Origin of the sequence: Solwaraspora sp. WMMD1047, assembly GCF_029626155.1 — a bacterium.
Lineage (GTDB): Bacteria > Actinomycetota > Actinomycetes > Mycobacteriales > Micromonosporaceae > WMMD1047.
The window spans coordinates 5,499,963-5,520,944 of sequence record NZ_JARUBL010000001.1 but is presented as its reverse complement, the minus strand read 5'-3'; the positions used below and the strand labels follow the sequence as shown (position 1 = coordinate 5,520,944).

The window sequence follows — 20,982 nt, the reverse complement described above, 5'->3', positions numbered from 1 at the left end:
GCCCCGGCCGCGGGTTCGCGGCCGGGGCACCGGCGGGGCGGGCGAGTCAGGTGTCCATCGCGACCGGGCTCGGCCGGTCGACGTCGACGAACTCCACCCGCTCGGCGGCCCGCATCTCCTCGTCGGCGCGCTCGGCGGCCGCGCGGGCGGCCATCCCGGCGGCCCAGCCGACCGCCGCCCCGGCGAGGCCGGCGCCGATCAGCAACCCCCAGGGCAGCCCGGGGCGTCGGCCGGCCAACGCGTCGTACGCCCGGTTCGCGCGTACCCATGCCTCGTCGGCGGCCGAACCGACCCGGTCGCCGGCGGTGTCGCTCAGGCCGGCGGCGGTGCGGCGGGCCAGCCGGGCGCCACCGCGGGCGGAGTGCCGGACGTTGTCGCCGGCGGAGTGCACGGCGGTCGTGAGGTAGTCCCACGCCTGGTCCGCGATCCGCTCCGGGGCGCTCCGGCGGTCCAGCAGCTTCGGCGCGGACATCCTGTTTCCGAACATCGGTGATACCTCCTCGGCTGCCGAACTGAGCGGCCACTTCGGACACGAGCGGCGGTTCGGCGCGGTTGCGGTGGAACCTCTCCCTTCGAGGTGCCCGGACATCTCCGGTGGCAAACCCAGGATCACGCGCGGGAGGGCCGGCCGGGGCGGTCTTTCTTCATCTGTCCGGTAGGTCGAAGCGGACATTCGCCGCGAGTGACGGCGAAAGCCTGCGTAGTGGAGTGGGTTCGGAAGACTCCACCCGCCCGCGGTCGGGTCGCGCAGGTGCGCATCGCGGTCGGCCGGGTACCCTGGAGGTTCGGACCACCAGACGTGGCTCCTGTATCGTGGGAACATATGATGCTGATTGCCCGGATTTCGCCCTGTTGGCGGATTAACTCCGCTAGATTGTCCCGCCGCGGGGCTGGCGAGCCGGGCGTTCGGAGGAATACTCTCGGTCGCGGCCCGCGTACTGACGAGGCGCCCGGTTGCGGGCGAGTGGAGGTGTTCGCGTGAGCCTGTCGATCGTTAAGTCGACCCTGTCCGACGGAACGGTGGAGATCGCACCACGCGGAGAGATCGATGTCGACACGGCGTACGAGGTTCGGGAGGCAGTCGCCGAGGTGCTCGCCAAGGGCACCCCGCCCCGGATCGCACTGAACATGCGGCTGGTGACTTTCATCGACTCGGTCGGGATCAGCGCCATGGTCGCCGGGTTCCAGACCGCCGAGGTGAGCAACGTGCGACTGGTGGTGACCGAACCGAGCCGGTTCGTGCACCGCCAGCTCTGGGTGACCGGCCTGCTCGGCCTCTTCGGCGCTCCCGAGCCGTACTTCTCCGGCGCCACCCCGGAGGCCCAGCTGCCCGGCGGCTGACCGGCTCAGCCCGTCGGGCCCGTCGGGCCCGTCGGGCCTCAGCCCGTCGGCCTCAGTCGGCCAGGCCCGGGAGGTCCAGATCGGACAGATCCACGTCGGACGCCTCGACGATCGCCCGGATCGCGGTCACCGAGGCGTAGCCGGCGCCGAGCCAGGCGACGTCGGTGCCGGCCTGGACGGTCTGGCCGGACTCCTCGAGCGAGGTCCGGATGAACCCCTTGCCGGTCTCCGCGACGGTCATCTGAACCTGGCCGAACCCGGACAGAGAGCCCCGGCGTAGACCCCGCAGCCGCTCGTACGGCAGGTCCGGGGTGTTGACGTTGAGCACGGTGTCGCGTGGTCCGGCGGTCAGCCGGGGGAGCAGCTCGACGGCCACCCGGGCCGCGGTGCCCCAGTGCCGGCTGGTGTCGCGGGCCTGCCCGCCGGCGGCGATCGCGGCGCCGCCGCTGCCGGCGGTGGCCTCCGCCGGGGCCAGTACGTCGAGCGAGACCGCCAGGCCGTGGCAGCCGTTCGCGGCGGCCGTGAAGGCGGCGCCCACGGTGCCGGAGTGCAGGACCGCCCGGCCGGCGTTGGCGCCCCGGTTCACCCCGGAGAGCACCACGTCCGGCGGCGGGCCGAAGGCCCCGTGGATGGCGATCAGCGCGATGAACCCGGGCGACCCGGCCACCCCGTACGAGGGGATGCCGGCCAGCTCGTCGACCTCGTGCTCCTCCACCACCACCCGGCCGTTGCGCTCCACGGCGGTCATCGCCGCGCTGTAACCGCTCGCCTCCTCGCGGGGCGCGGCCACCACCACGTCGAGGCCCCGGTCGGCCGCCGCCCGGGCCAGCCACCGTACGCCGGGCGCGGCGATTCCGTCGTCGTTTGTCACCAGGACCCGCAGCGTCATGAGGTCGTCCGTCGCGTCATGAGGTTATTGTCCTGCCCGCCAGCTCGTCCGGGGTCGTCCGGTCCTGCCGGTGGGTGCCGACCGGCGCCAGCCGGACCCGGTCCACCAGGCCGGCGATCGCATCCGGGCGGCCGGTGCCGAGCCCGTGCCGGGTGACGTTGAGGGCGCCGGCCGCCGCGCCGGTGCGGATGGCGAGCCGGCCGTCCCCACCGCCGGCCAGCACCGCGGCCACCCCGGCGGTCATCGAGTCGCCGGCCCCCCGGGTGTCCGCGGCCTGCAGTTGCGGCATGTCGACCTCGAACACCTCGCCGTCGATGAGCGCCAGCGCGGCGGCCTCGGCCCGGCTCACCACCACCGACTCGGCACCGGAGTTGTGCAGGTCGTAGAGGATGCCGAGCAGGGTCTCGTCGTTGTCGTCGGTGGCCCGGCCGTCCCGAATCAACTCCTCGTGCGAGACCTTGAGGAAGGTCAGGCCGCTGGCGAGCACCGCGTCCAGGTGCGCGCCGGAGAGGTCCGCCACCACCATGGCGCCGTTGCGCCCGAGGTCGGCGGCGAGCCGCCGGTAGATGTCCGGCGGGACCAGGGACGGATCGCCGGGCCCGCTGAGTACGCAGACCCGGGCATTGAGCCCTTCGCCGAGGGCGAGGTTGTAGAGCTCGTCCAGTTCGTGGCGGTTCAGCGGGTGACCGGGCACGTCGGCGATCTCGGTGCGGCTGCCGCCCCGGCGGTCGTGCACGTACCCACCGTTGCTGGAGTCCCGGCGGACCACCTTGAGGGTCACTCCCTCGCTGGCCATCAACGGTTCGAGGACCTGACCGATCTCCCCGCCGAGGCTGGTGCAGAGCACCACCGGGGTACCCAGGCAGGTGATCATCCGGGCCTGCCAGACGCCCTGCCCACCGGGGTGCAGGTGGATCTCGGTTTCCCGGTCCGGCCGGTCCAGCGTCACGGTGAGCTGCGGCGCGGGCGCGAAGACCATCACCTCCCCGCCGATGCTGGCCGGGGGCACGCCGGACGACCGGTCGATCGCTGCGGAGTCCATGCGTCCTGGTTCCCCGTCTCGGGCTCGTCATGCGGCCGGCGGGACCCGGCCCCGGATGGGGACGGGTCCCGCCGGATCTCAGGTCAGCGCCAGGAGTCGGACCAGCTGGCCGCGCAGGGCGCGGCCGCCGCCGTGGTGCGGGTCCGGTTCGGGTCGCTCTCCCAGCTCACCTGGGAGCCGTTGCGCTTGATGTACTTGTACTGCACGGAGGTGCCGGCCGGCAGGCTGACCGTGCCCCGCCAGACCGGGTACGTCGCCGGGTCCAGCGGCACCGAGTTGGCCGGGTTCCAGTTGCCCAGCGCGGCCACGTTGCCGACGACGTGGATGTTCTCCCCCCAGACCGTGCTGGCGTTCACCGCGAAGCTGGTGGCCACCGTCGAGCAGCCGCCGCCGGTCGGGGTCGGGGTCGGGCCGGGGGTGCCGGTGGTCCGGGCGTCGACGTGCAGCGCCAGCGCGCCGTTGGCCGGCACCGTCGCGGTCACCTGCCCCGCGCCGTTGACCTGGTACGAGGTTCCGGTGCAGCTGCCGCCGGCGAAGTCGCCGCTCATCACGTCGCAGTAGGTGCCGGCCGGCAGGCTGGTCTGGAAGGTCCGGGTCAGCGCGCCGCCACCCCGGTTGAAGGCGGCGTACGCGGCGCTGCCGCGGCCGAAGGCGATCTGGTTGGAACCGTTGCTCCACCAGTTGGTGAGGCCGGCTCCGGCGGCGGCGTTGCGCAGCCCCACCATGTTGGCGGTGGTCCGCCAGCGGTGCTCGCACTGCCAGCCGTTCCCGCAGCTGACCGCCGTGGTGGTGCCGTTCGAGGTGGCGGGCGGCCCCTGGTCGTGGTCGCTGAAGGTGAAGCTGGACATCACCTGCGGCACGCCGTACGGGTGGGCGATCATGAACGCCTCGGCCAGCGCGTACGGGATGCCGTTGCGGTAGGTCAGCACGTTGCGGCCGTTGCGCTGGGTGTCGTGGTTGTCGATGAAGGCGACCGCGTCGCCGGAGCCCAGCCGCAGCTGTCCGGCGAGGTTGCCGAGTCCGGCGAGGTTGCCGTCCCGGAAGGCGGCACTGACCCGGTCGCCGTAGCGGAACTCGGTGACGTCGCCGGTGCCGACGTACTCCTCGGGCGTCGGTTCGCCGGCGCCGCCCTCGATCACCTCGTGATAGACGTACGGGTTGCCGGCGACGCCGCCCAGGATGGCGGCGAGGTCGGCCGCGGGCAGGTGCTTGGCGGCGTCCACCCGGAACCCGTCGACCCCGAGGGAGACCAGGTCGTTGAGGTAGCCGGTGAGCTTTCCCCGGACGTACGGCGATTCGGTCTTGAGGTCCGACAGGTCGACCAGCTCGCAGTTCTGGATCTCCCAGCGGTCACCCCAGTTGACGATGTCGTTGTTGCCGTTGCGGCCGCAGTAGTGGAAGTCGTTCGGGCCGTACGGGACGGCCGGGTAGGTGTACTGGCTGTAGCTGGAGCCGGCGGTGCCGGCGCCGGTGGAGGCGCCGCCGGCCATGTGGTTGACGATCACGTCGACGAAGACCTTCACCCCGGCGTCGTGGCAGGTCCGCACCATGCTGGCGAACGCCGCGCGGTCGCCGCGCCGGGAGACGAGTTGGTAGCTGACGGGCTGGTAGTCCTGCCACCAGGGGTGGCCGCGGCCGGGCAGCACCACGTGTTCCTGCGGCGGCGAGACCTGTACGCCGCCGAAGCCCTTCGGGCCGAGCACGGTGGTGCACTCGTTGGCGACGGAGGCCCAGGGCCACTGGAAGAGGTGGACGATGACGTCGGAGCTGCCGGGGGTGGCCGGGCTGGCGGCGGCCGGTTCGTTGTGGCGGACCTGCCCGGCGACCAGCAGGCCGGCGGCGAGGACGGCGACCGCGACGGCGGCGAGCAGGGCGCGGGGGACGGTGTGCGGGGTGGTGGGGCGGGCGAGCATGGGGGCACCTCCCGGTGCGGGGGCGGGGCAGCCGGGTCCGAGGCGGGGGCGACCCGGTCTGCAAGTTCTTGCAGAAGTTGCCGGGAAGCTATCACCGTGTTGCGAGACGGTAAAGAGAGCGACTCCGAGGCTGTTTGTCAGCTTAGGGGCCGAAATGCTGCGGTCCGGCTTGCAGAAGATTCCCGACCAGCCCTCCGGATCTTGGCAACCGCGCAGGTCAGAGCGCAGTTCGGGAGCGCCGGCCAGCGGTGAACTTTCATAGATCCACTTCAGGTGCGGGCACCCTGCCGGGTCAGGGAGAGCAGGTAGAGCTGTCGGTGCCGCGGATCGGCCGTGGTCCGTGGCCGGGTCGGCACCGGGCCGTGGACCGGCCGGTACCCGTCGAACGCCGTCTCCAGCACCCCCTCGCCGGCGGTCAGGCCGGGTAGGCGGCGGTGGAGTTCCCGCATCCGCGCCGCCGGCACGGCCGCCTCGATCGAGGTCAGCTCGCCCCGCACCGTCTGCTCGCGGACCGCGGCGCCGAGGCGGCCGAGGGCGGTCAGCACCCCGCTGATCGTCCGGACCGGGACCTCCAGCCCCACCCGCAGAACGGGCTCGCAGACCACCGTCGAGGCCCGCTCCAGCGCCGCCATCAGCACCAGCGGGGTCAGATCGCGAAAGTCGGCGGGCGTACTGAGCGGACCGCGCCGCGACGGCGGCCCGTCCGGGACGCTGTACTCACTGGCGATCATCGTCACCACGCAGTCGGTGACCCGCCAGCCGAACCGGCCCTCGGCCAGCGCCCGGCGCACGTACCCGGCCATGTGGTCGGCGAACCCGTCCGCGTTGCGGTACACGTACATCGGGATCGTCTGGGGTCCGACCCGCAGCCGGAACTCGATCCCCGAGCCGGGCGGGCCGGGTTCGACCCGCAGCCCGATCCCGGCCCGGAACGGGTTGCCGTCGGCGTGCAGCGGCTCGACCGCCTCGCCGCGGCGGACCGGGCGCTCCACACAGATCACCGTCGTCTCGCGGAACGTGACGTCGATGCCGAACTCGGTCGCCAACGTCGCCTGGATGACCTCCATCTGCACCTCGCCGTAGAGCGAGACCGAGACCTCCCGGCCGGAGTCGTCCGCCCGTACGTTGATCAGCGGATCCTCCTCGGCGAGCTGGGCCAGCGCGGCGCGCAGGGCGCCCTCGTCGGCCGGCCGGACCGTGCTCACCACCGTTTCGAGGGTCGGCGGCGCGAACCGGTGCTCGACGTCGGTCACCGGCGGCTGGCCGATGGTGTCGCCGATGCGCGCTCCGGCCAGCCCCCACAGCCGGCCGATCTCACCGGCGACCAGCGCGGACCGCCCGACCCAGGTGCCGCCGGCCGAGACGCTGATCGCGGTGGCCTTCGCCACCCCGGTGCCGCCGTCGGCGGTCCGGACGGGCAGCCGTTCCCGCGCCCGCACCGTGCCGGCGAACATCCGCACGTAGGCGATCTTCTCGCCGGCCGGTCCACGGTCGATCTTGAACACCCGGCCGGCGGCCGGGGCCCGCTCGTCGCCGACCGGGGCGGGCAGCAGCTCCACCAGACCGGCCCGCAACGCCGCCACCCCCTCCCCGGTGATCGCGGACCCGAGGAACACCGGGTGCGTCAGCGACCGCCGGGTCTGCGCGGCAAGCCCGGCGCGCAACTCACGGTCCGTGACCGCCCGCTCATCCTCGACGTACGCGGCCAGCAGCGCGTCGTCCCGGTCGGCCAGCGCCTCGATCAGCGCGGTCCGGGCGGCCGGGTCGGCCAGCCGGTGCGGCCTGAACCGCGCCCGCCGGGTGCCGGCCTCCTCGACGGCGCCCATCGGGACGATCGCGGGGGTGAGCCGTCCCCGGATGGCGTCGAGCACCCGACCGGGGTCCGCGCCCCGCCGGTCGATCTTGTTGACGAAAAGCAGCGTCGGCACCCGCAGCCGCCGCAGCGCGCGCATCAGCACGCGGGTCTGCGGCTGGACGCCCTCGACCGCCGAGATCACCAGGACCACGCCGTCGAGCAGGCTCAGCACCCGCTCGACCTCGGCGATGAAGTCCGGATGGCCCGGGGTGTCGATCAGGTTGACCGGCACCCCGGCCACCTCGAACGACACCACGGCGGCCCGGATCGTGATCCCGCGCTGGCGTTCCAGCTCCAGGGTGTCGGTCCGGGTGGTGCCGGCGTCGACCGCGCCGACGGTGTCGATGACCCCGGCCGCGTAGAGCAGCCGTTCGGTCAGAGTTGTCTTACCGGCGTCGACATGCGCCAGAATTCCCAGGTTCAACGTGCTCCGCGGCAACCGCCACACCCCTCGAAGACATCGACGTTCCCTGTTCGATGAAGGTGTGGAGTGCTCGCATGTCGTCTCCTCGGTCGGTGGCTGACGCAGCCCGTTGCGGTGAGTCAAACACGACCCGGGCCGCCGTACGACCGAGTTATCGCACCCGGAGCGGTGGGACCGGCTCAGCGGAGCAGCAGGACCAGGCCGCCGACCACGACGAGCGCGACGATGGCGATCAGGAAGGCGACGGCGAGCTGGTGCGTCTCGGTGCTCCCGCCGCTCGTCGGCTCGGCCGGCAGGTCGTCGACGACGGCGGCGAGTTCTCCGTGGGTGCGGGCGGCCAGCGCCCGGTCGACCCGCTCGGTGTACTCGTCCAGGCTCAGCCGCCCGGCGGCGGTGTGCCGCTGCAGGGCGCTCACCACCTCTTCCCGGTCGTCGTCCGAGGCCCGCAGTTCCGGGAAGTTCACAAGAATCACCTTAGGACCGTTTCCGCACGGGGCAGCGCGTCGAAGGGATGGAACGGTACGGTGCACCGCGTGACGACTCCTCCGGCCGGCAGCGGCCTGCTGGTCATCGAACGGATCCTGCGCGATCGGGCCGGCATCTGGCAACAGATCGTGGAGGAACGACAGCTGCGTCCGCTGATCGGCCAGATGCTCGCCAGCTCGGCGATCAGCCTGGCGCTCTACGGAGCCGTGCTCGGCGCCTCGTACGGCTGGGAGCAGATCCTCTCCTCACTGATCAAACTGCCGCTGCTGTTCCTGGCGACGCTGGCCATCTGCCTGCCGACGCTGTACCTGTTCAACCTGGTCTTCGGTGCCCGGCTGTCGATGGTGCAGTCGGTCGCGCTGATCATGGTGTCGATCACCGTCACCGCCGTGCTCACCCTGGCCTTCGCGCCGGTCAGCCTCTTCTTCCTGGTCACCGCGCAGAGCTACTCGTTCTACAAGCTGCTCAACGTGGCGATCCTGCTGCTGACCGCGGTGATCGGCCTGCGCTTTCTGGTGGAAGGCATGCACACCCTGAACCAGCAGCGCTCCATCGCGCCGACCCCGGTCCCGGCGCAGCAGCTCCCCACCACCCCGGCCGCCGTTGCGAACGGCGCCGGTGCCAACGGCGCCGTCGCGGCGTCCGAGGACGCCACCGCGACAGCCGGGGACGCCGCTCCGGTCGGCAGCGCCGTCCCGGCAGCGGCGGCCGCGCCGGTCGCCACCGCGACCCTGCCGCCGGCCGCGGCGCCCCAGCCCCTGCACCTGCCGGCGCGGCCGATGAACCCGCACTACGTTGCGGCGGCCCGTCAGTCGGCGACCGACCGGCCGGCCAGCATGGGTCTGCTCTACATCTGGATCGTGCTCTTCGGGTTCGTCGGCACCCAGCTGGCCTGGACCCTGCGCCCGTTCTTCGGCGATCCCGGCCAGCCGTTCGGGGTCTTCCGGGAGGTGGGCGGCACGTTCTACGCCGACGTCCTGCGTACGCTCGGCGACCTGTTCGGCGGCTGACCCCGGGGTCGTCCCGGCCTCAGCCGCGCGGGGTTCCGTTGATCTCCACCGGCAGCCCGCGTCCGTCGAGAATGGTCAGCAGGATCAGCAGGTTCGGGATCCGGCGGGCCAACACCGAGACGGGTTGCCCGCCATCGTGGGTCCGGATCCGCAGGCGGACCCGGCGCAGCTGCACCAGGGTGATGTCCGACCAGCTCAGCTGGCCGCCGCCGGCCGTCCGGATTCCGTCCGAGGTCAGCGTCAGCGGGCCGAACGCGACCCGGCCGGCCGACTCCAGCTCGGCCAGCACCTGCGGCAGCCGGGCGTGCGCGGACCGCCGCTCCACCTGCCGGCCCAGCTCCTCGCCGTCGACCAACGGCGGCTTCTCCAGGTTGAGACGGGTGCCGTCGGCGAGGCGCAGCCGGCAGCGGGACAGCATCATCGGACCGTCCTGGGCAATCCACTGCAGGTAATACCGCCAGATGGCGACGATGTCGGTCCAGGCCACCGTCCGGGTCACCCGGGCGTGCCGCTCGGCCACCAGTAGACCGCCCTCGCACAGGTAGCACCGGCGCCCGAGCAGCCGCCAGGTGTCCACCACCCCCCAGCCGGTCGCCAGCAGCGCGGCCGCGGTCACCGCCGCGAGCACCAGCACCCCGACCGGTTTCGTGGCGGCCGCGGTGGCGACTCCGAACAGCACCGTCAGCCCGAGGAAGAAGACCGTCGCGATGACACTGTTCGCGTAGGTCGGCCGGAAGGCGCGTTCCACCCGGCCGAACGCGATCCGGTCGGCGACGTCCACTATCGACTGAGGCGGGTCGGGCATCCGTCCAGGCTAGAGCGGAGTGGCCACGCCGAGCAGGTGCCTGCGGCGATGCGCACCGAGGCAGGCGCGCTCGTTGCGTGATGCCGCACCGTTCAGGTCCCGGGGCGGGACCCGGGCGTCAGCGCCGCCGCGAGGTCGGCCAGGTACCGGGCCACCGGGCCCAGGGTGATCAGGCCGCTGCCGGCGCCCGCCAACTCGCCGGCGGCCGGCAGCAGATCCGCGTGCACGGACGCCATCGTGGCCCGGTCGCCAAGGGCGATGGCGGCCCGCCCGGCCAGCACGAGCCGCACCTCCCAAAGCAGGTCGTGCGGTGACTCGGGCAGGTCGGCCAGTGCGGCGGCGGCACCGTCCCGGTCCCCGGCGTCCAGCAGCAGCAGCGGCCGCACCCACGGCTCGTACGGCCCCCAGTCCCACTCGGACCCCGCCCGGTCTGGACCCGCCTGGTCTGGACCCGGCCGCTCCGGTGCCGGCCGTCCCGGTGCCGGCAGGTCCGGTGGCTGGCCGGCGAGCAGCCGCAGGGACAGCAGGGCGAGGGGGAGCAGCCCGTCGGTCAGGCCCGGCATCCCGGCGGCGGCCAGCCGCGGGTACGCCGCCCGGTAGCCGGCCGCCGCCTCGGCCAGCCGGCCGTCGATGGCCGACCGCAGGGCGGCGTACCAGTCGGTGAAGATCCCGACGACCGGCAGCTCGTAGCGGTCGGCGAGTCGGTCGGCGGCCGCCGCGTGGGCATCCGCGGCGGCGAGCTCGCCGCGCGCACACCGGGCCTGCATCAGGATCAGCTGACCGAGCACCTCGAAGGTGACCAGCTCGTGCCGGGCGGCCAGGTCGACCAGTTCGGCGCCGATCCGGGCCCGCTCGTCGGCCAGGCCGGTGCGTTCGACGGCGTGCATGAACCGGGCGTTGAGGGCGAACGCCAGCAGCGCCGGATCGGCCGACCGGCGGGCGATCGCCACGGCCTCGGCCGCCGCACGGCGACCCCGGTCCGTCGTGGTCCCGCGCAGCTCCAGCGCGATGGTGCTCAACAGCCTGGCGCGGCGGGTCGACTGGTCCTCGCCGAGTAGCGGCAGGGTCCGTTCGGCGGCCTCGACGACCTGCCGGGACAGCTCCTCGTCGTCGTTGCGGAGCCAGTTCGCGGGCACCTGGAAAGCGGCGATCACGTCGGCCGCCAGCAGCGGATCGTCGAGCTTGCCGGCGATGGCGACCGCCTCGGCCCGGTGCCGGCGCGCCGCGGCGAGCCGCCCGGTCACCGCCAGCGCGCGGCCCAGCCCCATGATCGCCGCCAGTCGGTCCGCCACCGGGCCGACCCCGGCCCGCTCGTCGGCGTCGATCGCGAGCTGCCACAGCCGGGCGGCCTGCCGGGAATCCGAGCGGCGTTCGGCCTGCTCGGCGGCGAGCCGGGCGTACCGGGCCGCCCGGGCCGCGGTGGCCGGGTCCCCGGCGTACGCGAAGTGGTGGGCGAGGGCCGCGCTGTCGTCCGGGCGTAGCCGTTCGATCGCCTCGGCCACGGCGGCGTGCCAGCGGGCCCGCCGCAGTGCGGAGAGATCGTCGTAGAGCGTGTCGCGGACCAGCAGGTGGGTGAAGCGGGGCCGCCCGGTCGGCGCCTGCTCGGTGAGGAAGCCGGTCCGCAGCCCGCAGTCCAGGGCGTCGAGCACCGTCGACTCGTCGCCCACCAGGGCCACCAGCACGTCGGGGTCGATGTCCCGCCCGATCACGGCGGCCTGCCGCAGCACCGCGCGGGCCGGCTCCGGCAGCCGCGCCATCCGGTGCCGGATCACGTCGCGTACCCCGGCCGGCACCTGACGCAGCGCCGCCTCACCCTCGGCTTCGAGCAGCCGCGCCAGTTCGCGGACGAAGAACGGGTTCCCGCCGGTCCGCCGGTGGATCAGGGTCGCCGCCGCGGCGTCCAGGACGGCCGGGGCGATCGAGCCGGCCAGCTCGCCGGTGGCGGTCTCGGAGAGGCCACCCAGGTGGACCCGGGTCGGTTCGGTGCGGGCGACCCGGGCCAGCGCGGCGGTCAACGCCGCACCCGTCTCGGTGGCGCGGTAGGTGCCGACCAGCAGCAGGGGAGTCGCCGGTCGGCGGTCGGCCCCCCGTGCCTCGGTGACCAGCGCGGCCAGGATGTCCAGCGTCGGATCGTCGGCCCGGTGCAGGTCGTCGACGACGAGCAGCAGCGGACCCCGGTCGGCCAGCGCGGTCAGGTGCGACACCACCGCCCGCCGCAGCCGGAACCGGGCGACCGCCGGGTCGTCGCCGGCGAGGGCGGCCGCCTCGGCGTCGAGGATCTGCAGCCAGGGCAGGGCGGCCGGAGCACCCTCGTGTTCCGGGCTGCGTCCCCACGCCGTGCTCCAGCCGCGCGTCCCGAGCCGTCGGGTGAGGGCCTCGGCCAGCGCGGTCTTGCCCACCCCCGGATCACCGGCGATCAGGGCCAGCACCGGCCGGCCGTGCCGCACCGCCGCCTGCGCCGCCGACTCCAGCCGGGCCAGCTCGTCGTCCCGGCCGACGAAGGGTTTCGGTTCTGCCTCGCGTACCCGATCGGGCCGGGGTGCACCGGTGGCCGCCGGCGCGGCAACCACCCCATCCGGCGCGGCGGCCGGCGGCCCCGGCGCGGATGCCGGCGGGCCGGCAGCCACCGGTCCGGTGGCTGCGGGTGCGGCGGGCGCGGCTGCGGGCGTGGCGGGGGCGGGTGGGTCGAGGAGGTGGGGTGCCTGGGCCAGGATGTCGGCCTCCAGTTGCCGCAGGCCGGGGCCGGGATCCAGGCCGAGCTGGTCGACCAGGGTCTGCCGGGCCTGGCGGAGCGCGGCCAGCGCCTCGCCCTGCCGGCCCGCCCGGTACAGCGCGCTGGCCAGCAGCCGCCAGGCGTCCTCCCGCAGCGGGTGGGCGTCGGCGTGGGCGCGCAGGTCGGAGACCGCCTCGGCGGTCCGGTCCAGCCGCAGCAGAGCCTCGGCCCGCCGCTGGACCGCCAGCGCCCGCAGGTCGTCGAGCCGGTCGATCTCCGCCCGCGCCCACGCCTGGTCGGCGTACTCGGCGTACGCCGGGCCGCGCCAGCAGCCGAGCGCCACGTCCAGCCGGGCCAGCGCCCGGTCGGCGTCCCCGGCGGCCAGCAGGTCGGCCGACCCCGTCAGCAGCGCCTCGAACCGCCAGGCGTCCACCGCGTCCGGTTCCGCCCGGAGCGCGTAGCCGGGCGGCGTGGTGACCAGGAGCTTGGCGGGCTGCCGGGGCGGCCGGTCGGGCTCCAGCGTCCGGCGCAGATCCGACACGAAGGTACGGATCGCCGCCACCGCGCCGTCCGCCGGCTCCGCCCACAGGGCGCCGGCGAGCCGGTCGACCGGCACCACCCGGCCCCGGGCGATCAGCAGCCGGGCCAGCACCGCGCGTTGCCGGGCACCCCGGACCGGCAGCGGGCCGTCGTCGGTGGCGGCCAGCACCGGCCCGAGTACGCCGAAGGTGACCCGAGGCGCCTGCCTGGTCATGGCCCCAATCTAGTCGCGGCCACTTATCCGGCACTGATCAGCCGCTGATCGCCGCCCGGCAGGCTCGCCGCATGACCTCCGACGAAAGGACACCGCTCGTGGACCTCAGGATCGACGGCTTCGACTACCGGCGGGTGCCGGTGGCGCCGGACGTGGCGTTGAACGTCGCGGTCGGCGGCTCGGGCAGCCCGGTCGTGCTGCTGCACGGCTTCCCGCAGACCCACCTGATGTGGCGGCACGTCGCGGCCGACCTCGCCGCCGACCACACCGTGATCTGTCCCGACCTGCGCGGCTACGGCGCCAGCGACAAGCCGGTCGACCCCGACGGCACCGGGTACGCCAAGCGCACCATGGCCGCCGACGTCGTCGCCGTGGCCCGGGAGCTGGGGCATCAGCGGTTCGCCCTGGCCGGGCACGACCGGGGTGCCCTGGTCGCGATCCGGGCCGGCCTGGACCACCCGGACGCGGTCACCCACCTTGCCTCGCTCGACGTGCTGCCGACCCTGGACATGTGGGACGTCATGCACGGGGTGAGTGCCGCGGTCGGTTTCCACCTGTACCTGATGGCCCAGCCGCCCGGTCTGCCCGAGCGGCTGATCGGGAACAGCCCGGACGAGTTCTTCGGCCACTTCCTCGACATCTGGACCCGGGATCCGGCGGCGATCCCGGCCGAGGTGCGGGCCGCGTACCTGGCCGCCTCGCGGGCCGCCGTGCCGTCGATCGTCGCGGACTACCGGGCGTCGGCCGGCGTCGACGTCGAACACGACCGGGCCGACCGGGCGGCCGGCAACCGGCTGGGCATGCCGGTGACCGTGCTGCAGCAGGACTGGGGCGCGGCGCTCGGCTTCGACGCGGCCGGCCGGTGGCGGCAGTGGGCCGACAACCTGGTACATCGCACGGTCACCTGCGGCCACTTCATGGCCGAGGAGGCGCCGGGGGAGGTGGTGAAGGAGTTCCGCGAGCTGTTGGGCCGGTAACGGGGCGATCCGACCGGGGCGTCAGTCGAGTTGGAAGTGCCAGATGATCAGTGCGGGGACGTCGGCGTGGGCGGCGTTCACCGCGGTCGCAACGATGTCCATCAGGGACCAGGGCCAGCCGTCCCAGGGTCCGACGACGATCTCCGGGGCCGGCCGGTCGGGGTCCACCCGGGCGGTGATCCGGGGTTCCGCGCATCGCCGTACCCGCAGTCCCACCGGCAGGGCCGCGTCGAGGTAGTCGCTGGCCCGATGCCGGTAGGCCGGCAGCAGCCCGGGTTCGCCCCCGGTTGAGCGGACCCGGGGGACCGAGCCGAGCGACACCAGTTCCTGGTGGACGTCGGTGATCACCAGGTGTCCCCCGGGCCGCAGCACCCGCGCGAACTCGGCGAAGACCGGCCGGAGGTCGGGCAGATGGGTCAGGGCCAGGGCACAGACGGCGACGTCGACGTGGTCGTCGGGGACCGGCAGCGCGAGCAGGTCGCCCGGCCGGAAGTCCGCCTGCGGCACCCGGGCACGGGCGAGGGCGAGCATCTCGGGTGAGCTGTCGACCCCGATCACCCGGTGGCCGAGGGCGGCCAGCCGCTCGGAGTGCCGGCCGGTGCCGCAGGCGGCGTCGAGGGCCAGCCCGGTCGGCAGCGGGTCGAGAATCTCCGCCACGACGGATTCCTCGCTGCCGAACAGCCCGTTGCCCGGCTCGTCGTAGGTCGCGGACCAGACGCGGTAGCCAGCGACGGTGTCCACCCGGCGGGCCGCCGCGCCGTCCCCGCCCAGCGCCGGCTCGGCCAGCAGCCGGCGGATCTCGGCGATCCGGGCCTCGGTGAAGTCGCGATCATGCTCGCCGGCGAACGCCCGCAGCAGCGCGACACCCTCCAGCCCCAGCAGATAGGCAAGGGGCTTCTGGTAGATCGTGCCGGAAAGGTGTGGCACCCGATCGCATCCTTCGATGCGTTTCATTGATGTTGTTGAATGAACCGAAAGTTTTCCGTAACGTCGAGGTACGGCCGGGACGGCCGGAAACGGACCCTCTGACGTCCGGGCGGAACGGTCCCGGCGAGCCACCGTCGCCCCATCGAAGGAGCCTGCCTTGACAGTCCGCATAAGACCCAGACCGGGTGGCCTACCACTGCGATCGACCGCTCTGGCGCTGGCCGGGGCGCTCGTCATCGCAGCCTCGGTCACGGCCGTGACGAGAACCACCACCGCGGCCGCGGCCGGCAACCTCGCGCCGGCGGCAGCGGCCGAACTCGCCGTCGTCTCGCCGGTCGAGGACGAGGGCGTCGACTGCCCGGTCCCGAACCCCGGCTCCCTGCCGGCCAACTCCCGGCTCCCGGATCCGTTCCGGAAAATCGACGGCACCCGCATCACCACGAAGGCCGACTGGCGGTGCCGGCGGGCCGAGACCAAGGAGCTGGCCGAGCGGTACGTCTACGGCGACAAGCCGGCCAAGCCGGCAAGCGTCACGGGCACGGTCTCGAACTCCAGCATCACGGTGAACGTGTCGCACAACGGCCGTAGCGCCAGCTTCTCCGCGAGCGTCAGCCTGCCGAGTGGTTCCGGACCGTTCCCGGCGGTGGTCGTACTCGGCGGCTTCGGCGCGGACACCGCGACCATCAGGTCGTCCGGGGCCGCCGTCATCAACTACGACCCCCTCGCGGTCGGCCGCGAGGGCACCCCCCGCAACAACAAGCAGGGCGCCTTCTACAGCATCTACGGCGCCACCAGCAGCACCGGCCTGCTGGCCGCCTGGGCCTGGGGGGTGAGCCGGATCATCGACGTCATCGAGCAGTCCGGCGGAACCATCCTGCGGCCGGACGCGACCGGCGTCACGGGGTGCTCCCGGTACGGCAAGGGGGCGTTCGTGATCGGCGCGCTCGATCAGCGGATCGCCCTCACCATGCCGATCGAGTCGGGCAGCGCCGGCGCCCCGATCTTCCGGGGCATCCCCGGCGAATCCGGTGCGCAGCCGCTGAGCAGCGCGTACGGGGAGCAGCCGTGGCTCGGTGACGCGTTCAGCTCCTTCACCGGCAACCCGAGCACGCTGCCGGTGGACACCCACCAGACGGTGGCGATGATCGCGCCGCGCGGGCTGTTCATCATGGAGAACCCGCACATCGACTGGCTCGCCTCCCGGTCCGGAAGCGTGGCCGCCCTCGGCGGGGCGGAGGTCTACCGGGCGCTCGGTGCCGGCGAGAACATCACCTACTGGTCCGACGTCCAGGACGGTAGTCACTGCGCGTCCCGGCCCGAATGGCGTACCCCGCTGCAGCAGCACATCCAGAAGTTCCTGCTGAAGACGGGCAACGCCGCCGGCACGTTCCGGATCTCCAGCCGGAAGGCGGGCAACCTGGCCGAGTGGCGCGACTGGCAGACCCCGACCCTGGCCGACGGCCCGACCACCCCACCCCCCACGACCCCGCCCCCGACCACTCCGCCGCCGACCACTCCGCCGCCCACGACCCCGCCGCCGACCACTCCGCCGCCGACGACCCCGCCGCCCACGACCCCGCCCCCGACCACTCCGCCGCCGGCCGGTGGTGGTTGCTCGGCGACGGTGTCGCTCAACCAGTGGAACGGTGGGTTCGTCGCGACGGTCCGGGTCACTGCCGGCTCGGCACCGGTCGCCGGCTGGACGGTCACCATGACCCTGCCGTCGGGCGCCAGCGTCACAAACGCCTGGAACGCCAGCCGTAGCGGCAGCACCGGCACGGTCCAGTTCACGAACGTCAGCTACAACGGTGCCATCGGTGCCGGCCAGTCCACCGAGTTCGGTTTCCAGGGCACCGGCTCGGGCAGCGGTATGACGCCCACCTGTTCGGCCAGATAGCGTCCCGTCTCCGGGATCGCCTCGGGGCCCGGTGCGCACGCGCCGGGCCCCGTCCGCCGGACTGGTCGGGCAGACCCCAGGCGGGCCGACGGTCGGGGCGGGCCGCGTCGGACTCCAGCCGGGGGATCCGCCGGGCCAACCACCAGGTGCAGCACCGAGGCTGGCGACCGGAAGACAGCATCATGGCCGCCCCCGGTCGCGACGCCGGCCCCGGCGGGGTTCGGAGCCGCGGTCGGCGGTCTTGTAGGTGACCAGCGGCACCGTGCTGGCCACCGGCGTCGCCAGGCCGTGGTCGACCAGGTCCGCCACCACCCGCTCGATGCGCTTGTACGCCGTCGGCGCCTCCTCGAACAGCAACTGCCGGTCGCCGCAGACCACGATCGACCCCACCGGCGTACGCCGTAGCTCCTCGACGGTGTGTTTGGCGCGGCCCCGGCGCAGCGCGTCTGCGCGGGACATCTTGCGGCCCGCCCCGTGTGCCACGGAGTGGTTGGCGTCCGGCCCGGCGTGCCCGGCGACCAGGTAGGAGCGGGTGCCGCGGGTGCCGGCGATCAGCACGTCCCGGCCGTCGCCCCGCGCCGCGCCCTTACGGTGCAGATAGCGGCCGTCGCGGATCTCGACCAGGTTGTGGCACTCGTCGACGATCGGGTCCGTGGGCTCGGCGCCCAGCGCGTGCGCGACCCGGGCGGCCATCAGCCGCCGGTTGAGCGAGCCCCAGCGGACGGCCTCGTCGTGGGCGGCCAGGTAGCCGGCCGGATCGGGAGCCGGGCCCGCCCCGTGCACCTCGGTGTGTGCCCGCAGGATCCGCTCACCCAATCCGCGGGAGCCGCTGTGCACGATCAGGACGAGGTCACCGGCGGCCACCGCGAGCCGGTCGGCGTGGTCGCCGTCGAGGACGGAGTCGACCCGGGCCAGCTCGACGAAGTGGTTGCCCCGCCCGACGGTGCCGAGCCCGTCGCGGTGCCCGGCGGGGATGTCGCCAGCCAACGCGGCCCAGGCCGGGTCGTCGGGGTCGGGCGTGCGGTCCAGGTCGGGAAAGCGGGCGGCGACCTTCTCGGGTACGGCCCGCTTGAGCCGAATCGGGAAGACGGCGATCCCACAGCCGATGTCGGACCCGACCAGGAACGGGTAGAGCACGGTGGCGGTCATGGCGGCGCCGATCGGGGCGCCCTTGCCGGGGTGCAGGTCCGGCATGCCGGCTACGTGGATCATGCCGTCGAGGGCGGCCACCTGGTGGCACTGCGCGACGGCGTCGGACTCGATCCAACTGTCGGGGGAGGCGAAGACCGCGACGGTGGCCAGGGTGGACCCCGACCGCGAGTGAGGCGGGGAGTTGTGCGGTGACAAGACGTTCTCCACTACGGGAAGAGAGATCGACGGACGGCGCACCGGCGCGGCTCGCCGCGGTGCGCTGAGCAGGAGCCGAGGTTGGTCCGTCAGAACGTCATGCCTGACACCATCCGACACCCGACCGGTCGCCGCAATCCGTTTTCGCGTCCGACCGCCGCGTCCGACCGCCGCGTCCGTGCTCCGATCCGGCGGCCGGGTGGCGCGGGCCCCGTGGTCAGCGGGGTGGGCGTCCCCAGCCGGCGAGCATCGAGATCGCGGCGATGTCGGGTTGCCGCCTCGGCCCGAGAACGATGCCGCCACCGCCCACCAGCACCTCTCCGGTCGGGCCGGCACGCCGGGCCGCGGCCTCGACCGGATGCTCCGCTGCCCACCAGATCTGCTGCGCACGGGCCGAGATCGCCTCGAAGCGGAGGCGGTCGGTGCTGTTGCCGATCGCGGCAAGGCTGCCCGCGACGCGCATCGCGATGTTCGCCGCGTCGGCGGCGATGCCCCACGCGCCGGCCGCGTCGTGCAACTCCATCGCGCCGACCGCGGCGCCGAGCCACTCCGGCGCCGCCAGTCGGAAGCTCGGCGGCGCGGTCGAGAGCCAGAAGAAGTCGGTACCCGCCGTGCCCGCCTCCTCCCGGAGCCGTTCCGCGGCGAACAGTGCCGTGTCGAACTCGGACAGCGCCTGGTCGGGCCGGCCGTCGAGCAGCAGAGCCCGGCCGATCAGGGCGTGGCTGCGGACCAGGCCGAACTCGCGTTCCAGCGAGTCGCCCTCGGTCACCTCCTGGTACCCGTCGAGCGCGTCCCGGCCGGCCTGGGCCGCCTCGTCGTAGCTGCCCTCCTGCACCAGGACCACGGCCATTCGCAGGGTCACGTCGCAGAGCGCGACCGCGTACCGGTGGGGGTCGGCCGTCGCGAGGGTGGTGTAGTGCCGCTGCGCCTCGTCGAGCACCTCCCGCGCCTGCGCCGGGCGCTCCAGATGGATCAGACGGTAGGCGTGGTTGTACAGCCCGGCGGCGAGCGCGCTGACGTGCCGTGGATCATCCGGATGACGCCCCACCAGCATCCGGCACACCTCCACCGCCTCGGCGGAGAGTCGGGTCTGCTCCTCGTGGTCGCCGCGGCTGCCGGCCAGGCGGGCGGCGGCGAGCAGGTCGGTCACCCGTCGCTCCAGGTCGCGGTCGGAGTCGCCGCCGGCTTGTCGGTTTCTGCGGAACCAGCCCACCGGGGTCTCCCCTCGCGCATCGTGCCCTGCCGCCGTGAAAGCCTGGCCTGGCCGTCCTCTTCACAGTATTGGCGGACGCAACCGCCGGGGTGTCTCGGCGGACGGGGTATGCGGGTGAACTCGGCCGCGTCGGGCTCCACCCGGTAGCCGGTTCTGCCTTCGGGTGGGACGGGGCGGCCCGAACGCGGCCGCCCCGTCCGGTGTGCGGTGAGCTAGGCCGCCGGCACCGGCAGCACGTGCAGCTGCGGCGGGCTACCCGACCAGTGCTGGGAGACGGCGTAGACCGCTCCGCCGTCCGGAGACCAGGCCAGCGCCCCGGTCACCAGGGTCTGGCCGAGTTCGAACGTGGTGACCCGGATGCCGTCCGGCCGCAGGATGAAAACATCCGGCTGGTAGGCGGCGTCCGAGCCGGCCGCGATCCGGGCGCCACTGGGGGACACCTCGACCGCGTTCGGGTAGGCGGTGGTGGGGATGAACATCGACTGCTGGTTCAGGTCCGCCACGGCGAACGCCTGGATGCCGTACGGCGCACCCTGGGCGAGGTAGACGCTGGCGGCGTCCGCACCCAGCGCGATGTCGCGCAGGTTGCTGCCGGCGGCGGTGTGGGCGGTGCGCCGCTGGAAGGCGAGCGCGCCGCTGGCGGCCACCGAGTAGACCGAGACCGAGGCCGGGCTGAGCGCGGGCTGGCCCGCGATCAGCACCGACGGGGCACCGGGCACGGTCGACAGCAGCGGGTGGCGGTAGAAGCTCTCGCTGGCCAGGCCGGTGTGGACCGTCGCCGGCTGCTGGTCCAGGTCGATCCGGCCGATGTTGCCGCCCCACTGGTCGCAGCCGTAACCGAAGTAGAGCCGGTCACCGGCGAGCGCCAGCGAGGAGGGGCAGGCACCGGCGCCGGTGGCGTAGCGGGCGGTCTCGGTCAGCGAGCCGGTGTCGAACGCGGCGATCTGGTTGACGTTGGGCAGCGCCACGTAGAGCGTGCTCTGATCGTCGCTGAGCAGCAGGTCGGCGGGGCCGGGTAGGGCGTCGAGCATCCCGAGGACCTCGCCGGCCGGGTCGGTGACCGCCACCGACTGCGACAGGTTCCCGCTGCTGATGAAGACCCGCTCGGCGGTGGCCACCACGTCGTCGGCCCGGTCCAGTGGAAGCTCGGTGTAGGGCGCGGCGGCTTGGGCTGCCGCGCCGAACGGGTGGAGCAGAGTGCCCGCGATGACCAGCCCGGTCGCCAGGGCCAGCCTGGCGGTCGAGCGGGTGAGCCGTGTCGTCTGATGCAACGATGCCTCCCGTTGGTCTGGTGCCGGTCGTTCCGCGGACTGCGGCCGGCACGCACGAACCCGCGCAGGAGGAACAGCGCCCCCCGTAGCGCCTCGTGCCGATCTATTTGTAGCCCTC

At 73.7% G+C, this 20,982-nt stretch carries 16 protein-coding genes; 4 read left to right on the top strand and 12 right to left on the bottom strand.

Annotation, left to right across the window (positions count from 1 at the left end):
• Window positions 1–46 precede the first annotated feature (46 nt).
• Window positions 47–487: a hypothetical protein gene (locus tag O7627_RS25160; protein ID WP_278095946.1), complete on the bottom strand. Its 441-nt coding sequence runs from the start codon at window positions 485–487 to the stop codon at window positions 47–49.
• Window positions 488–978: 491 nt separating this feature from the next.
• Between O7627_RS25160 and O7627_RS25155 the strand changes: the two genes are divergently transcribed.
• A complete protein-coding gene (locus O7627_RS25155; protein WP_278095945.1) occupies window positions 979–1,341 on the top strand; it encodes an STAS domain-containing protein in 363 nt (120 codons plus the stop codon).
• A gap of 52 nt (window positions 1,342–1,393) precedes the next feature.
• On the opposite strand, the gene O7627_RS25150 is transcribed toward O7627_RS25155, so the two are convergent.
• The 5 genes from O7627_RS25150 to O7627_RS25130 form a co-directional block, all read right to left on the bottom strand.
• Window positions 1,394–2,230: a 5'/3'-nucleotidase SurE gene (locus O7627_RS25150; RefSeq protein WP_278095944.1), complete on the bottom strand. Its 837-nt coding sequence runs from the start codon at window positions 2,228–2,230 to the stop codon at window positions 1,394–1,396.
• A 16-nt stretch (window positions 2,231–2,246) separates the two neighbouring features.
• Window positions 2,247–3,209, bottom strand: coding sequence for a PfkB family carbohydrate kinase (locus O7627_RS25145; RefSeq protein WP_278098426.1), 963 nt, complete (start codon window positions 3,207–3,209; stop codon window positions 2,247–2,249).
• Window positions 3,210–3,355: 146 nt separating this feature from the next.
• Window positions 3,356–5,185, bottom strand: coding sequence for a carbohydrate-binding module family 20 domain-containing protein (locus O7627_RS25140; protein WP_278095943.1), 1,830 nt, complete (start codon window positions 5,183–5,185; stop codon window positions 3,356–3,358).
• Between the two features lie 269 nt (window positions 5,186–5,454).
• Entirely contained in the window at window positions 5,455–7,464 is a 2,010-nt protein-coding gene (locus O7627_RS25135) for a TetM/TetW/TetO/TetS family tetracycline resistance ribosomal protection protein (RefSeq protein WP_278095942.1), read from the bottom strand.
• 179 nt (window positions 7,465–7,643) lie between these two features.
• Entirely contained in the window at window positions 7,644–7,928 is a 285-nt protein-coding gene (locus O7627_RS25130) for a DUF1707 domain-containing protein (protein ID WP_278095941.1), read from the bottom strand.
• Window positions 7,929–7,997: 69 nt separating this feature from the next.
• Between O7627_RS25130 and O7627_RS25125 the strand changes: the two genes are divergently transcribed.
• Entirely contained in the window at window positions 7,998–8,960 is a 963-nt protein-coding gene (locus O7627_RS25125) for a hypothetical protein (RefSeq protein WP_278095940.1), read from the top strand.
• 19 nt (window positions 8,961–8,979) lie between these two features.
• On the opposite strand, the gene O7627_RS25120 is transcribed toward O7627_RS25125, so the two are convergent.
• Window positions 8,980–9,765: a DUF6585 family protein gene (locus O7627_RS25120; RefSeq protein ID WP_278095939.1), complete on the bottom strand. Its 786-nt coding sequence runs from the start codon at window positions 9,763–9,765 to the stop codon at window positions 8,980–8,982.
• A 92-nt stretch (window positions 9,766–9,857) separates the two neighbouring features.
• Window positions 9,858–13,232 (bottom strand): BTAD domain-containing putative transcriptional regulator, encoded by a 3,375-nt coding sequence (locus O7627_RS25115; protein WP_278095938.1) that lies wholly within the window; start codon window positions 13,230–13,232, stop codon window positions 9,858–9,860.
• A gap of 98 nt (window positions 13,233–13,330) precedes the next feature.
• On the opposite strand from O7627_RS25115, the gene O7627_RS25110 reads away from it, so the two are divergent.
• Window positions 13,331–14,209, top strand: a complete 879-nt coding sequence (locus tag O7627_RS25110; RefSeq protein ID WP_278095937.1) for an alpha/beta hydrolase — start codon at window positions 13,331–13,333, stop codon at window positions 14,207–14,209.
• Window positions 14,210–14,230: 21 nt separating this feature from the next.
• Here O7627_RS25110 and O7627_RS25105 read toward each other — a convergent pair whose 3' ends face one another.
• On the bottom strand, window positions 14,231–15,136 hold the full coding sequence (locus O7627_RS25105; RefSeq protein ID WP_278095936.1) for a class I SAM-dependent methyltransferase: 906 nt from the start codon (window positions 15,134–15,136) through the stop codon (window positions 14,231–14,233).
• 256 nt (window positions 15,137–15,392) lie between these two features.
• Here O7627_RS25105 and O7627_RS25100 point away from each other — a divergent pair, with 256 nt between their 5' ends.
• Window positions 15,393–17,033, top strand: a complete 1,641-nt coding sequence (locus O7627_RS25100) for a cellulose binding domain-containing protein (protein WP_278095935.1) — start codon at window positions 15,393–15,395, stop codon at window positions 17,031–17,033.
• A gap of 180 nt (window positions 17,034–17,213) precedes the next feature.
• Here the strand turns inward: O7627_RS25100 and O7627_RS25095 are convergent, their stop codons facing one another.
• The 3 genes from O7627_RS25095 to O7627_RS25085 all read right to left on the bottom strand — a co-directional run bounded on the left by O7627_RS25095 (window position 17,214) and on the right by O7627_RS25085 (window position 20,864).
• Window positions 17,214–18,380 carry an RNA ligase RtcB family protein gene (locus O7627_RS25095; protein WP_278098425.1) on the bottom strand — a complete coding sequence of 389 codons (1,167 nt, stop codon included), beginning with the start codon at window positions 18,378–18,380 and terminating at the stop codon, window positions 17,214–17,216.
• 217 nt (window positions 18,381–18,597) lie between these two features.
• On the bottom strand, window positions 18,598–19,530 hold the full coding sequence (locus O7627_RS25090) for a tetratricopeptide repeat protein (RefSeq protein WP_278095934.1): 933 nt from the start codon (window positions 19,528–19,530) through the stop codon (window positions 18,598–18,600).
• Between the two features lie 275 nt (window positions 19,531–19,805).
• Entirely contained in the window at window positions 19,806–20,864 is a 1,059-nt protein-coding gene (locus O7627_RS25085) for a hypothetical protein (RefSeq protein ID WP_278095933.1), read from the bottom strand.
• Window positions 20,865–20,982 lie beyond the last annotated feature (118 nt).

What these genes read in the sequence shown, in the direction of transcription:
- O7627_RS25115 (WP_278095938.1), bottom strand. Translation starts at nt 13,232, where the DNA reads ATGACCAGGCAGGCGCCTCGGGTCACCTTCGGCGTACTCGGGCCGGTG.
- O7627_RS25160 (WP_278095946.1), bottom strand. Translation starts at nt 487, where the DNA reads ATGTTCGGAAACAGGATGTCCGCGCCGAAGCTGCTGGACCGCCGGAGC.
- O7627_RS25150 (WP_278095944.1), bottom strand. Translation starts at nt 2,230, where the DNA reads ATGACGCTGCGGGTCCTGGTGACAAACGACGACGGAATCGCCGCGCCC.
- O7627_RS25140 (WP_278095943.1), bottom strand. Translation starts at nt 5,185, where the DNA reads ATGCTCGCCCGCCCCACCACCCCGCACACCGTCCCCCGCGCCCTGCTC.
- O7627_RS25145 (WP_278098426.1), bottom strand. Translation starts at nt 3,209, where the DNA reads ATGGTCTTCGCGCCCGCGCCGCAGCTCACCGTGACGCTGGACCGGCCG.
- O7627_RS25120 (WP_278095939.1), bottom strand. Translation starts at nt 9,765, where the DNA reads ATGCCCGACCCGCCTCAGTCGATAGTGGACGTCGCCGACCGGATCGCG.